Source organism: Pseudoalteromonas sp. S1612, from assembly GCF_005887175.1.
Lineage (GTDB): Bacteria > Pseudomonadota > Gammaproteobacteria > Enterobacterales > Alteromonadaceae > Pseudoalteromonas > Pseudoalteromonas undina.
Window position 1 is genome coordinate 35907 of the sequence record NZ_PNDH01000015.1, and the last position, 12824, is coordinate 48730.

Genomic DNA, 12824 nt, shown 5'->3' on the forward strand with positions numbered 1-12824 from the left:
TAATAATTTAATTGCCGTTATTAATGTGTTTTGTAGGCATTTGTAAATCACTGTGAAATGCTAAGTTAAAAGTAACTTTTTTAAGTAGCTGATAATAAAGTAACTTTGCTATCTGTTTTTAATAGCGCTGTGCGCACGAGTTGTTTCTTTGTATTAATCTCTTTACTCACTCAAGCACGTTAATCGAATTGAAATATTTCTGTAATATTTAGGTGTTCTAATGCGCTCTGAAACAAAAACGTCATCAAAATGCCATAATCGGCAAGACAAAAATTGAGATTTAAACATGAGTGAATCAAAGCGCAATACGCTATTAATAAAAACGCTTAACTGGGCTGCTATCGCCTTTTTAGTTTATTTAGTCCTAGTAGCCGTTGGTACTGTCAGTGGTGGTTTTAAATTAGCGTCGGGCGGTACTGAGGGAGCAAAAGAAATTTTTGCATTCGCAACCAACCCGTTTATTGCATTATTATTAGGTGCTTTGGCAACGGCTCTAGTGCAATCGTCATCAACGGTTACTTCAGTAATAGTGGGCCTTGTTGCTGGCGGTTTACCGTTAAGTATTGCTATTCCAATGGTGATGGGTGCAAATATTGGTACGACTATTACTAACACCTTAGTATCTATTGGTCATATTCGCTCTAAAGAAGAGTTTCAACGTGCGTTTGCAGCATCAACGGTTCATGATTTTTTTAATTTATTTGCCGTTATTATATTTTTACCGCTTGAGATAATGTTTGGTTTGCTGCAAAAAATGTCCGCAGCTCTGTCGCACCTATTTATTGGTGATGCCGACTTATCATTAAAGAGCTACAACTTTATTAAACCACTTGTTAAACCTGCTGTGGGTGTAATAAAAGATGCATTTAGCTTCCTAGACACAAAAATGCTAGGTGCAGCGATGGTTATAGCAGGTATTTGTTTGATTTTATTTGCCGTAACTACATTAGGTAAACTACTTAAAAAAGCATTGGTTGGCACTGCAAAAGATATACTGCATGGTGCAATTGGGCGCGGGCCTATCGCGGGTATCACATCAGGTGCAGCGGTAACAGTTATGGTTCAGTCGTCATCAACCACAACGAGTTTAATGATCCCACTTGCGGGAAGTGGTGTGTTTACTACACGTCAAATCTATCCATTTACGCTAGGCGCTAATATTGGTACAACCATTACCGCTTTATTAGCTGCCACATCAATTACAGGGCCTATGGCTGAAGTGGCGCTAACGATTGCTTTAGTACACGTTATGTTTAATGTATTTGCGGTTGCACTAATTTACGGAATTCCTGTACTACGTGAAATTCCGCTTAAGTTAGCCGAAAAGCTAGCCGAAATTGGTACAAAGAATAAATCAGCTGCATTAGGCTATGTGTTAGGGTCGTTCTTTGTGGTGCCTGGTCTAATTGTACTGGCCGTTAGATAAGCAAATAAATGAATAAAAAGAATGCGCTATATAGCTTATATAGCGCATTTTTTGTTTTACCATTGGTAACTTACAGACAGCATGGCATTACGCGGTTTTCCTGGGAAGTAACGATCGCCAGTAAAACTAGTGTAATCTGCGCGCTGTGCGTAAGCCGTGTTGGTTAGATTTATTATTCGCGCACTGAGTAATAATTGTGGGCTAATTTGCCACTGGCCGCGCAAGCTTAAAATATCGTGCCCTTGATATTCATGTAAGTTTTCAGGGTCGGTAAAGTAGCGACTAACATAGTGCCATTGCAACGCAAGACTAATACTCTCGTTGGCTTGCCAGTTAAAATCGATATTAGCAACCTTTCGAGGTGCGGTATCAATATCGTTACCTTTAATATTAATACTGCCGATGATTTGCTCATTCGAGTACGTATGCTTGGCATAAGTGCCTGCGAAGTTAACCGATAAGTGCTGATTAAAGCTATGCGCTAACTCAAGCTCAATGCCGCGATGTCGAGTTTGGCCGTCATTAACAGTAAAAAAGTCACTGTCACGGTAGATGGTATTGTGCTTGCTCATCGCATAAGCCGACAAACCGTAGCGAGTATTGTTGTACACCCCTTTGATACCTAACTCAGCATTATTTGCTATTTCTGCATCTAAGTCGGCAGTACTTTGCTCGCGTTGTAATTGATAAAGCTCAGCTGCTTGTGGGGCTCTATAGCCTCTTGAAAAGTTAGCGTATAGTGTATTGTTAATATTAAGCTGATAGCTCACACCGAGTTTTGGCGAAAGATTACTAAAGCTGTTTTTAGTGCTCTCGGGGCGACTATAACGACAGCCACCAAAACCACATTTACTGCCATCTTCTTTCGTACGCCCTGTAAGCATATTGTTTTGATAGTCATATTGCATATGCTCATAACGTACACCTGCAGTTATAAGCCAATTATTTAGCTGCCAATCAATAGCGGCAAATGGGGCATATAAGGTGGCATCGACTTGGTAATCGTAATGTTTACCTTGCGGCACTGTGGTTACTAAAAACGCAGAACCTTGAGTCGGTTTATCTTGGGTTTGTAAAAAATCGGCTTGGGTAAACTCACCATCAAAACCAAGCTTTAAGTTGGTATTGTCGTTCACATAATGCTGATAAAGCGATTGTAGACCAAACCCAGTTTGGCTATTTTTTTCAAGTGGTGTGCCGGGTAAAAAGTGTTTAAAAAAGTCCATACTTTGGTCACGAATATAAGGAGTAACAACTAGAGTGTTCTCTCCTAATTGCCAGCTTGCTTTACTCCAAGCCCTAAGCGAGCGAGCTTTTCTAAAGGCGTCGGGATCAAAGTTTTGCTGTGCTATATCTTCATCTTTATAGCTTTGAAAACCGCTAATATAACCAGCAGTTTGTTGATCTAAATTAGTATACGTAAGCCCAGAAACTAAGCTTAGGTTGTTATTATTATAGCGATGGCGCACATTTATTTTTTGTTGCTTTACGCTTTCATCATCTCGATAACCGCTATCATCAGTAAAACTAGCATTAATACCTAGGCCTGAATTATCCATGGCATGGCCTGCACGTAATTTATAGCGAGCATAACCATAAGAGCCATAATCAAAGCCTAGTAAACCAGCACCTTGCGTAGTATCAGGGGTAATAACGTTAATTACACCATGCACTGCATTAGAACCATAAAGTGCAGAACCTGGGCCTTTTAATACTTCAATACGCTCTGCCATTTCGCTATGCGCTTCGAATAGTTCATTGATATTACAAAAACCAGCTGCACGAAGAGCTATGCCATCTTCTGCGGTTAAGACACCACCACAAGCGCCCGTTCCAGAAAGTACTTGCGAGCGCAGAGCTGGTAAATACTCTTGGCCATTCCCACGTTGGACATTGGCACCTGCAACGCGTTGTAGCGCTTCCTCTACATGGGTAGGAGCTATAAGCTCAAGCTGTGATTCACTTAATACACTGATCACCAGTGGTAATGGCGTGGAAAGCGCTTCACTACGCGATGCTGTGGTGGTGATACGTTCAATTGATTGCGCGGTATCTTCAGCACACGCACTATTAATTAAACCTAACTGACTGCATAACAATAACGGGGATAAATAGTAATATTTCATAAATTCCAACACATCGGCAATTTGATAAGTTTAGGGTAGGGGATTTTGTGAATTGGTTAAAGCACACTCAACCTATAAACCCGATAAGTAATCGATAAAACAATACAAAAAATGCTCGGAAAAACTAAAGTGAGCACTGAGTAATGTTTAAATAGTAATACACCTACCACTCCGCCGGCTAAAAAACCGGCAATAATTAATACAAAGACCAAGCATTTTCTATTGTCAAAAGCTTCTCCTTTTAGGGCTTTACCAAACATCAAACCCAGATCGGTAAAAATACCGGTTAAGTGAGTGGTTCGCACAACTGCGCCGCTGTAGTTAGTGGCTAAAGCATTTTGTAAGCCGCAGGCCGCAGAAGCAAGTGTAAGTGCGTAAGGGTAAGAATATTGAAGTAGCTGTGCGCTTAACAGCAGTAAAATACCCTCAATAAATAAGAGCGTATCGTAATGGCGGCCTAGCTTAAGTGAACCGCCTGAAAGCATTAAGCCTGTTAATGCCGAGCCAAATATAAAACTCAGTACAATCGCAATTAAAAATAACGCCGCCTTGATGTTGGTAGTAAGTTCAATAGCTAATGAAGTCACCGACCCTGAAACGTGAGAAATTGCTTGCTGTTCAAACCCTAATAAACCTACTGCGTTTACCATACCGGCAATAAAAGCGAGGGTAAACGCACCATATTCGACCCACTTAGGTAGTTTTGTAAACATCCTTTTAGCTCCGGTTTCAGTGTGTAGATTAATCATACACTTAATTAAAGTTAATAAATGAAAAGAGGTTATATTTTTAACATCACAAGCAAGTGATGATCGCTAAATTTAACTTTTGCGTATCAACCAAATTTGGAATTAATATGTTTAACCAAGAACAGCAATCACGCATTATAGAAATGGCATGGGAAGACAGAACGCCATTTGAAGCCATTGAAAATCTGTATGGGCTAAATTACTCTCAATTAGTTAATTTTATGCGGGAGCATATCTCTAGCGGGTCATTTAAAGTATGGCGTAAGCGCCATGCTGGGCGTAAAACTAAACACCTAAAGTTACGCGACCCCGCGATTATGCGCAGTCATTGTAAAACACAGTACAAGCAACGTTAATTTTTCTCATTTCATGTAATGTTCAGGCTTAGCCGTTAATACTCTTCAGTAATGATCACACTGGAGAATCGCCATGAAATCACTAATCAGTATTTTAGTAATGGTTTTTGCGCTAACGGCAACAAACGCATTTGCTGTACCACACAAAGACAAGCATGCAGGCAAGCATGCGAATAAACACGCAAACAAGCATCACTGGAAAAAGCAAAAATATAACCAATACAATAATAAAAAATGGCTTTCTAAAAAACAGGCCAAGCAGTTAATTCGTCAAGGGTGGACTCCACCAGGGTGGCACAGATCTTATCATCAAGGTGATATCCTTGGGCATGACATTTATAAGCGTGCTAGAGTAATAGACCGAGAAAGAGACACAGTGCGAGTTGAAGTTGATCGCACTATTATTCACTTAGTGCACGACACTCGTGAAATACTCTCTATTTTACAGCGCTATTAGGATTTATAAATGCTCACTGTATTGGTCATAGTTACTGGCTTGTTGTTATTAATAACCTTATTACCCCTGTCATACAGTCAGCATTATTTGATACGTAGTTGCGACTTTGTGCGCTTGCAGGTGTGCTACCTAGCAAGCGCTGTAATTATCGTGGCAGTAATAGGTATGTGGCAAATCGACTTTATTGCATACTCATTAATAGCGGCTGTTGCTTTAATTATTTGTGCGCTTCAAGCTAAGTGGATTTATCCCTACACTTGGTTTGCTAAAAAAGAAGTATTAACAGCGCCAAAAAGTAGTGATCATAGCATCAGAATCTTATCCGCTAATGTACTGATGTCGAATCGACATAGTGAGCAGTTAATTGACTTAGTCGATAAATATCAGCCCGATTTACTTATCACCTTAGAAAGCGATAGTTGGTGGCAAGATAAATTGTCCGTGCTTAAAAAGCACTACCCTCATCAAGTACAGTGCCCTAAAGATAACCGCTACGGCATGCATGTATTTAGTAAATTTAACATACTCGATGCACAAATTTGTGCACTTATAGAAGATGATATTCCTTCTATTCATATTTTATTTGAAAACCACCAAGGGTTAAAAATGCAGGGGCATTTTATTCATCCCGCGCCACCAAGCCCAACCGAAGAAGATTCATCACGCCCGCGCGATAGCGAATTAATAATGGTGGCTAAAGCTCTTAAAGATTCAACTCGCCCTACGATAGTCGCTGGCGATTTAAATGATGTTGCTTGGTCACGCAGTACTCGTTTATTTATGCAAATTAGTGGCTTTTTAGACCCCCGTAAAGGCCGTGGTTTTTTTAATACTTTTCACGCTAATTACTTTTTTATGCGTTGGCCGCTTGATCATTTGTTTCATTCAAAAGGCTTTAGTGTAAAACGGATAAAGCGCCTTGCTAAATATGGCTCCGATCATTTTGCCTTACTAACCGAACTGGTATTTGAAGATGCTAATCAGCAATCCCTAGAAACAAAACCAAGCGAGCAAAAGCAGCAAGATATACAAGAGCTGGCAATGAGCAAAGCAGATAAACGCAAAGTACCTATGTTTGAAAAGGGCTAGGTATAGTACAGATATTAGGTTAAAGGTTTTAGGTGAAAGAGAAAGTTAATACATTACGATAGGGCTTTTAAGTTTGCGAAGTTTTCGTAGCAAATTATTTAGTTTAGCGTTAATTAACAAAGAGATTCATTATGTTTAATAAAATCATCGACTTTTGGTTTAATGAGCTTGAGCCTAAACAGTGGTGGCAAAAAGACGATGGGCTTGATGCACAAATTAAAACTCGTTTTGGTGAATTACATCATCAAGCAAGTGTAAATGAGTTATTTGATTGGCGTGAAAGCGCGATAGGTAGTCTTGCTGAAATTATTGTGCTTGATCAGTTCTCACGTAATATTTACCGTGAAAAGCCCGCATCATTTGCTTGTGATGCATTAGCTTTAGCGTTAGCACAAACTGCTATTGCTAAAGGGTTTGATAAGAAATTGACGGATGAACAACGCGTATTTTTGTATATGCCTTTTATGCACAGCGAATCAAAGCTAATTCATAAGGAAGCAGTTAAGTTATATAAAGCGTTAGGTATTCAAAATAACTTAGATTTTGAGTATCAGCATAAGGCGATTATCGATAGATTTAATCGTTATCCGCATCGTAATAAAATACTGGGGCGGGACTCTACCAAAGAAGAGCTTGAATTTTTAAAACAGCCTAACTCAGGTTTTTAAATTTATTAGACAATAAAACACCGCGCTTGCGACAAGCGCGGTGCTTAATTTTACTAACCTGATACCTGATATTAGCTGTGAATCATGATGCTTTTAACATTCACAAATTCGCGAATCCCAAAGCCACCATGCTCTCGGCCATAACCACTGTCTTTAACACCACCAAATGGTAGGTTCGGTTGTGCCAAACCATAGCCATTAATATTGATCATGCCGGTATCAAAATACTTTTTGGCCAGTTCAATGGCTTTTTTCTCATCTTTTGAAAATATACCACCGCCTAGTCCATAGCGTGAATCATTAGCGATACGCATAGCGTCGTCGTTATCTTTGGCTTTAATTAAAGATGCGACAGGACCAAATAGCTCATCGTCATACGCAGGCATACCTGGTTTAAGGTTTTCCAGCATGGTTGGGGGGTAGTAATAACCTGTTTGTTGCGGTATTTCGCCGCCTACAATTACTTTTGCACCCGCATTGACAGAGTCTTGCACTTGCTGATGAATTTTGTCGCGTAAATCTTCGCGTGCCATAGGACCCAGTTCAGTATCTTCATCCATTGGGTCGCCCATTTTTACCGCCTTAAACTGCTGGCTTAGTGCTTCTTTAAAGTCATTGTAGAGTGAATCAACCACCACAAAGCGCTTGGCTGCAACACAGGTTTGGCCGTTGTTGATAATGCGTCCTTGTAAACATGCTTTAACTGCAAGGGCTAAATCAGCGTCGTCAAGTACAACAAAAGCGTCGTTACTACCCAGTTCTAGTACGGTTTTTTTAACATGCTTGGCAGCTTGCTCTGCTACTTTTTTACCTGTGCCATCGCTTCCAGTGAAGGTCACGCCGCTTATAGCCGAGTGTGAAATAAGGGCGCTGGCGGTTTTACCATCAATCAGTAAGTTGCTAAAGCAGTGTTCAGGGAAGCCTGCTTGTAGAAATAATGTTTCAATTTTTTCAGCCATACCAAATACATTACCGGCATGTTTTAATACGGTGGTATTACCCGCCATAATGTTTGCGGCACTGTATCTAATAACTTGATAAAGTGGGAAGTTCCATGGCTGAATACCCAGCAGCACACCGGTAGGGCGATAACTTATGATTGCACGACCTCCTTGCATGTCGCGCTCCTCGTCGCTAAGCATATCGGCGCCATGTTCAGCGGTATAGCGACAAATGTCAGCACAAAGCTGAACTTCTTGGAAGCCTTGCTCATAGACTTTACCCATTTCTTCGGTCATTAGTTTTGCTAAGGCTTCTTTTTGGCTTTCAAATAAAGAGGCTAATTTATTTAGATGTTGTGCGCGCTCGGTAAACGAGGTTAATCGCCATGTTAAGTATGTTTCATGAGATTTTTCGATCACTTGTTCTGCTTGAGCTTGAGAAAGCAGCGTATAGCTATTAATGACTTGCTCGGTTGCGGGATTGATCGTATCAACTGTGTTACTCATTTTACCTCCTAACAAATTATGTAATAGGATAGGTGCAAAACCAAAGCCAGTTAGTTTCTAGATATTAAAAAGTCATAACTATCTGTTAGTAATGGTTTTTATATTGCTTATGACTAAAATCTAGATGTTGTTTGCTTGTTGTTTTTGCTATGGTTCTGTAAATAGTGCAAGTTGTTGAAAAAGTTACAGGGAGAGTTCAAATGAAGCCACCATTGTTTAATACCGCTTTACCGATAATTCAGGCACCTATGGCAGGTGTTCAAAACGAGCAGCTTGCTCTTGCTGTAAGTGAGGCTGGAGGCTTGGGCTCTTTGCCTTGCGCCATGTTATCACCAGCACAATTAATTGAGCAGCTAGAAGTAATTAGCCAAAAAACAACGAAGCCGTTTAATCTTAACTTTTTTTGTCATAGGGTTGCTGATTACACGAACGAACAAAAGCAGCTATGGCATAATATGCTGGCACCTTATTTTGCAGAGTATGAAATTGACCCGCAAAGTTTAACTGCAGGGGCTTCCCGTCAACCTATAAATCAATCGGTTGTTGATATTATTGCCCCCTATAGGCCAGCAGTAGTTAGTTTTCATTTTGGTTTACCTAAGCAAGCCATTGTGGCGCAAATAAAAAGCTGGGGCACTAAAGTAATTTCAACGGCTACCACTTTAGATGAAGCTATTTGGCTTAGTGAAAATGGCGCTGATGGGATTATTGCTCAGGGTATAGAAGCTGGTGGCCATCGAGGGCATTTTTTATCAATGGATTTAAGCTTACAACAAACTACTGAGCAGTTAATTAAACGTTGTGTTGAGCATATATCACTGCCTATTATTGCTGCTGGTGGCATTGCTTCGGCCGATGATGTACAGCGGTTTAAAGCGTTAGGAGCGAGTGCTGTACAAGTAGGGAGCGCTTATTTACTATGTAAGGAGGCAACAACATCAGCTTTGCATCAACAGGCTATTTTAGATCAACAACAAGACGAGACTACACTGACTACATTGTTTTCTGGTAGAGCTGCTCGGGGTATTAAAAATCGAGTAATGCAAGAGCTAGGTGCTATACCAAAGGGCGTTCCTGCGTTTCCACATGCCAGCAGTGCAATAACAGCCTTAAGAACTCTAGCTGAAAAAAGTGCTAAAAGTGATTTTTCACCTTTATGGTGTGGCCAAAAATATATTCCTAGGGTGGGGGTATCAGCGGCTGATATTACACATGCTTTAATGAAAAAATGGTAATTTTTAATGTCTGATAATCCACTTTTATCGCTTGGCGACAGTTATGAAGCACTAGTAAACAAGTTTAAAGTGCAATTGGCTGGTAAGTATCCTCAGCAACTAATAGCGCCCAATACCGTATTAGTGCAACAAGGCGATCTGCAAAGTTATGGGTATTTAGTTGTGGACGGGGTTCTAGGCGCTATTCATGACGACATTGACGGCGTGCAAAAGTGTAAAGAGTTTTATTTTAAAAATGAATTTGCTTTGCTGTTTGCCAATTGGATGACCTCAAGCCCCGCGTTTTATCAATTAAAAGTGATTAACGAAGCCAATGTAATTAAAGTACCACTAACACTATTTGAGCAAGCACAGTATCAACTGATTAAGCAGCAGCTTATTGCACAGCAACTTATTTTTAAAGAAGCCAAAGAAGCATTTTTATTACTCAATAGTCCCGAGCAGCGTTACTGCTATTTACTCAAACATAAACCTCATTGGTTGGCGCAGTTAAGTTTAAGCCAAGTGGCAATGTATATAGGCATTTCGGCTATTTCGTTATCACGAATTCGTAAGCGACTTAACTTAAGTTAAGTGCTGTTTTCATAAAGCACTATACACTCCCCATTTTAAGCTTTAATACCTTGGAGTGTTATGTTTTTAATTGCCCAATCGTTAGTAGCAGTCGCTACTTTACTCGACTTAGCTTCATTTCAGTTTAAATCCCGAAGAATTATTTTAAGCTGTTTATTTACCTCAGTATTATTAACCTCTGCTCACTTTTTTATATTGGGCTATAACAGTGCCGGCTGCTTAATGTTTATTGCCGCGGTGCGTTATTTTTATTGTATTTACTTTAAGCATACTTGGGCTATGTGTGGGTTTATGGCAGTAAGCTGCTTAGCCGTTTATTTTACTTGGCAAGATTGGTTTAGTATTTTCGCATTGGTGGCGACATTAATACAAACTATCGCTTCATTTCAAAATCGAGATTTGCACTTAAGGTTATGTATGGTGGTGGGAACCTCTTTTTGGATAACACATAATATTTTCGCCGGCTCGCCAGTGGCAATAATCATGGAAAGCCTATTTTTAAGTAGTAACTTACTGGGATTATACCGCTTTTATGTGGGTAAAAAATCGCTGAGCGAACCGCAAACGCAACCCTAAACACTTAGGTAAAAAATTGTGCCGCAATGGCTTTTAGTAGGTAAGTTTCGCGAATAATCGATAGCCCTTGCTTGTCACTGTTTGCAAGTGTGCGTTCGTTATGGGCTATCGCCTGGAAAATATCAACCCATTTAGCCTGCATGCCATTTTGTTGTTCGTAGTGTTCAAGCTGTGCTTGGCCTAGTTGCTCATCAATTTGGCAGAGGTAGCAGTATGATTCTATATGAATAATATCAAAGTCATCTTTGTACCAAGGGCGGTACTCTTCGTAAAGCCCAAACTCGCTACATACTTTTATATTTTGTGCGCCAGTTTCTTCACTTAGTTCTCTGATCAATCCCTGCTCTATGCTTTCATGTGAGTCAATCCCACCGCCAGGTAAGCTAAAGTCGTCGTAGCGCTGAGTATACATAAGTAAAATGTGTTGTTGCTTAAATGCAATAGCGCGAGCGGTTGGGCGAGAAAATTGACGACCTTGCTCAATATTGATTGAGGGATGAATGTAGGTTTTTAATAAGCGCATAACAACTCCTGTAATAAAAATAAATTATATCAGTTGGTTATATTAATTGCTTTAATAGAGATTTAATAAGCCTCATAAAATAGCGCTATTTCAGCGCCTATACAGCTACTTATGATTAAACTAGTGGATTAAAAATAAAACAGCTGCATTTTGTACCTTAATTATGTATATCTTTCATTTACATTAAAGGGTAAGTAGAATGGTGAAAAAGCACAGGGATTATTCATGTTAAATATACTTTTAGTCGATGACGACGTCGAATTCAGTGATGTTATTTGCCATATTGTTGAGTTTCTTGGCCACAACATTAATACAGCAACCAGTTTAAAAGAAGCGCATCAATGGTTTGAAAATAACACCTTTGATCATGTGCTGCTCGATTTTATGTTACCTGATGGCAGTGGTTTGCACTTGCTGGATCACTTAAAAATGATTGGTCAATCGCCTAAAGTCACCCTTATTTCAGGTCACCCTTCGGTTAAAGGTATTTTAGCTGAGATGTGTGAGCCTAATGTGTCGCATCTATTAAAACCGCTGCAACGCGAAGACTTAGAACTGGTTTTAAATGGCCCTAAAAAAACAGTAAAAAAAGCGAAAAGCGCCGCTATTACTCATCATTTTGACACGCTTATTGGCGAGTCTGCGCCCATGCAACAGCTTTATACGATGATAGAGCGTGTAGCTAAAACCAATGCTAATGTTATGCTTATGGGTGAAAGTGGCTCAGGTAAAGAGGTGGTAGCCCAAGCTATTCATAATGCTAGTAAATGCGAAGGTCCACTGGTGGCGAGTAACTGTGGGGCGCTTTCAAAAGAGCTTATTGGCAGTGAATTATTTGGCCACGAAAAAGGCGCATTTACCGGTGCCATTGCTCGTAAAGAGGGCGTGTTTGAACAAGCAGACGGCGGAACGTTATTTCTTGATGAAGTCACCGAAATGCCGATTGATATGCAGCCTAACTTACTGCGTGTACTTGAAACTAAAAAAGTAACACGAGTAGGCGGTAATCGTGAGTTACCAGTAAATTGCCGTGTTATTTCAGCGACTAACCGCTCCCTTACCGATTTAGCGCAGAATAATATTTTACGTGAAGATATTTACTTTAGACTGGCTGTTTTTCCAATTGATATACCGCCACTACGAGAGCGAAAAGAAGATATTCCATTACTCGCAAAAGCGTTTTTAGGTCAGTTGAACGATGAAAATGGTACAGCGTTTGCCTGGGCTAACGAACAGCTTAAAGAGCTACAAACATACGACTGGCCAGGTAACGTACGTGAACTTCGCCATGCTATTCATCGCGCTTTTATTATGAGCGACCCGCAAACTAGTACAATTAGTTTACCTGACAACTTAGAATCGCCTTTTTCAAGGGTTAATACTCAATCTGAGGACAAACAGGTATCAGCAGGGCAAACAATTGAAGAAGTTGAAAAAGAGCTTATTCATGCCACGCTCGATAAGGTACAAGGTAATAAAACATTAGCGGCACAAATGTTAGGCATTAGTACTAAAACCTTATACAACCGTTTAAATGCTTATGGTGGTATTGGCGAATACAAATAACCAGCATGCAAATTTAATAACAACAAAACGAG

General features: G+C 40.0%; 13 protein-coding genes. 9 read left to right on the forward strand and 4 right to left on the reverse strand.

What is annotated here, in order from left to right; translation table 11 throughout:
• The first annotated feature begins 286 nt into the window (after positions 1–286).
• The gene (locus CWB78_RS06640) at positions 287–1426 is read left to right on the forward strand and encodes a Na/Pi symporter (protein ID WP_008114296.1); all 1140 of its coding nucleotides are present in this window, start codon (positions 287–289) and stop codon (positions 1424–1426) included.
• 56 nt (positions 1427–1482) lie between these two features.
• Here the strand turns inward: CWB78_RS06640 and CWB78_RS06645 are convergent, their stop codons facing one another.
• Together CWB78_RS06645 and CWB78_RS06650 are read right to left on the reverse strand one after the other, a co-directional pair.
• The gene (locus tag CWB78_RS06645) at positions 1483–3552 is read right to left on the reverse strand and encodes a TonB-dependent receptor (RefSeq protein ID WP_138594766.1); all 2070 of its coding nucleotides are present in this window, start codon (positions 3550–3552) and stop codon (positions 1483–1485) included.
• 56 nt (positions 3553–3608) lie between these two features.
• On the reverse strand, positions 3609–4265 hold the full coding sequence (locus tag CWB78_RS06650) for a YoaK family protein (protein WP_138594768.1): 657 nt from the start codon (positions 4263–4265) through the stop codon (positions 3609–3611).
• Between the two features lie 143 nt (positions 4266–4408).
• Between CWB78_RS06650 and CWB78_RS06655 the strand changes: the two genes are divergently transcribed.
• The 4 genes from CWB78_RS06655 to CWB78_RS06670 all read left to right on the forward strand — a co-directional run bounded on the left by CWB78_RS06655 (position 4409) and on the right by CWB78_RS06670 (position 6871).
• Complete coding sequence (locus tag CWB78_RS06655; protein WP_041708743.1) at positions 4409–4657, forward strand: TIGR03643 family protein; 249 nt, start codon at positions 4409–4411, stop codon at positions 4655–4657.
• A 73-nt stretch (positions 4658–4730) separates the two neighbouring features.
• Entirely contained in the window at positions 4731–5114 is a 384-nt protein-coding gene (locus CWB78_RS06660) for a hypothetical protein (RefSeq protein ID WP_075170389.1), read from the forward strand.
• A gap of 9 nt (positions 5115–5123) precedes the next feature.
• The gene (locus tag CWB78_RS06665; protein ID WP_075170388.1) at positions 5124–6203 is read left to right on the forward strand and encodes an endonuclease/exonuclease/phosphatase family protein; all 1080 of its coding nucleotides are present in this window, start codon (positions 5124–5126) and stop codon (positions 6201–6203) included.
• 131 nt (positions 6204–6334) lie between these two features.
• Positions 6335–6871, forward strand: a complete 537-nt coding sequence (locus CWB78_RS06670; RefSeq protein ID WP_138594770.1) for a DUF924 family protein — start codon at positions 6335–6337, stop codon at positions 6869–6871.
• A gap of 71 nt (positions 6872–6942) precedes the next feature.
• Here CWB78_RS06670 and CWB78_RS06675 read toward each other — a convergent pair whose 3' ends face one another.
• Positions 6943–8319, reverse strand: a complete 1377-nt coding sequence (locus tag CWB78_RS06675; protein WP_138594772.1) for an NAD-dependent succinate-semialdehyde dehydrogenase — start codon at positions 8317–8319, stop codon at positions 6943–6945.
• Positions 8320–8519: 200 nt separating this feature from the next.
• On the opposite strand from CWB78_RS06675, the gene CWB78_RS06680 reads away from it, so the two are divergent.
• The 3 genes from CWB78_RS06680 to CWB78_RS06690 are packed head-to-tail and all read left to right on the forward strand — an operon-like array spanning position 8520 to position 10703.
• The gene (locus CWB78_RS06680; RefSeq protein WP_138594774.1) at positions 8520–9554 is read left to right on the forward strand and encodes an NAD(P)H-dependent flavin oxidoreductase; all 1035 of its coding nucleotides are present in this window, start codon (positions 8520–8522) and stop codon (positions 9552–9554) included.
• Positions 9555–9560: 6 nt separating this feature from the next.
• Positions 9561–10127: a Crp/Fnr family transcriptional regulator gene (locus CWB78_RS06685; protein WP_075170385.1), complete on the forward strand. Its 567-nt coding sequence runs from the start codon at positions 9561–9563 to the stop codon at positions 10125–10127.
• Positions 10128–10187: 60 nt separating this feature from the next.
• Positions 10188–10703: a YgjV family protein gene (locus tag CWB78_RS06690; protein ID WP_054202229.1), complete on the forward strand. Its 516-nt coding sequence runs from the start codon at positions 10188–10190 to the stop codon at positions 10701–10703.
• Positions 10704–10707: 4 nt separating this feature from the next.
• Here CWB78_RS06690 and CWB78_RS06695 read toward each other — a convergent pair whose 3' ends face one another.
• Entirely contained in the window at positions 10708–11226 is a 519-nt protein-coding gene (locus tag CWB78_RS06695) for an NUDIX hydrolase (protein WP_054202228.1), read from the reverse strand.
• Between the two features lie 225 nt (positions 11227–11451).
• On the opposite strand from CWB78_RS06695, the gene CWB78_RS06700 reads away from it, so the two are divergent.
• A complete protein-coding gene (locus CWB78_RS06700; RefSeq protein ID WP_010390890.1) occupies positions 11452–12792 on the forward strand; it encodes a sigma-54-dependent transcriptional regulator in 1341 nt (446 codons plus the stop codon).
• Positions 12793–12824 lie beyond the last annotated feature (32 nt).

What these genes read in the sequence shown, in the direction of transcription:
- CWB78_RS06640 (WP_008114296.1), top strand. Translation starts at nt 287, where the DNA reads ATGAGTGAATCAAAGCGCAATACGCTATTAATAAAAACGCTTAACTGG.
- CWB78_RS06645 (WP_138594766.1), bottom strand. Translation starts at nt 3,552, where the DNA reads ATGAAATATTACTATTTATCCCCGTTATTGTTATGCAGTCAGTTAGGT.
- CWB78_RS06650 (WP_138594768.1), bottom strand. Translation starts at nt 4,265, where the DNA reads ATGTTTACAAAACTACCTAAGTGGGTCGAATATGGTGCGTTTACCCTC.
- CWB78_RS06655 (WP_041708743.1), top strand. Translation starts at nt 4,409, where the DNA reads ATGTTTAACCAAGAACAGCAATCACGCATTATAGAAATGGCATGGGAA.
- CWB78_RS06660 (WP_075170389.1), top strand. Translation starts at nt 4,731, where the DNA reads ATGAAATCACTAATCAGTATTTTAGTAATGGTTTTTGCGCTAACGGCA.
- CWB78_RS06665 (WP_075170388.1), top strand. Translation starts at nt 5,124, where the DNA reads ATGCTCACTGTATTGGTCATAGTTACTGGCTTGTTGTTATTAATAACC.
- CWB78_RS06670 (WP_138594770.1), top strand. Translation starts at nt 6,335, where the DNA reads ATGTTTAATAAAATCATCGACTTTTGGTTTAATGAGCTTGAGCCTAAA.
- CWB78_RS06675 (WP_138594772.1), bottom strand. Translation starts at nt 8,319, where the DNA reads ATGAGTAACACAGTTGATACGATCAATCCCGCAACCGAGCAAGTCATT.
- CWB78_RS06680 (WP_138594774.1), top strand. Translation starts at nt 8,520, where the DNA reads ATGAAGCCACCATTGTTTAATACCGCTTTACCGATAATTCAGGCACCT.
- CWB78_RS06685 (WP_075170385.1), top strand. Translation starts at nt 9,561, where the DNA reads ATGTCTGATAATCCACTTTTATCGCTTGGCGACAGTTATGAAGCACTA.
- CWB78_RS06690 (WP_054202229.1), top strand. Translation starts at nt 10,188, where the DNA reads ATGTTTTTAATTGCCCAATCGTTAGTAGCAGTCGCTACTTTACTCGAC.
- CWB78_RS06695 (WP_054202228.1), bottom strand. Translation starts at nt 11,226, where the DNA reads ATGCGCTTATTAAAAACCTACATTCATCCCTCAATCAATATTGAGCAA.
- CWB78_RS06700 (WP_010390890.1), top strand. Translation starts at nt 11,452, where the DNA reads ATGTTAAATATACTTTTAGTCGATGACGACGTCGAATTCAGTGATGTT.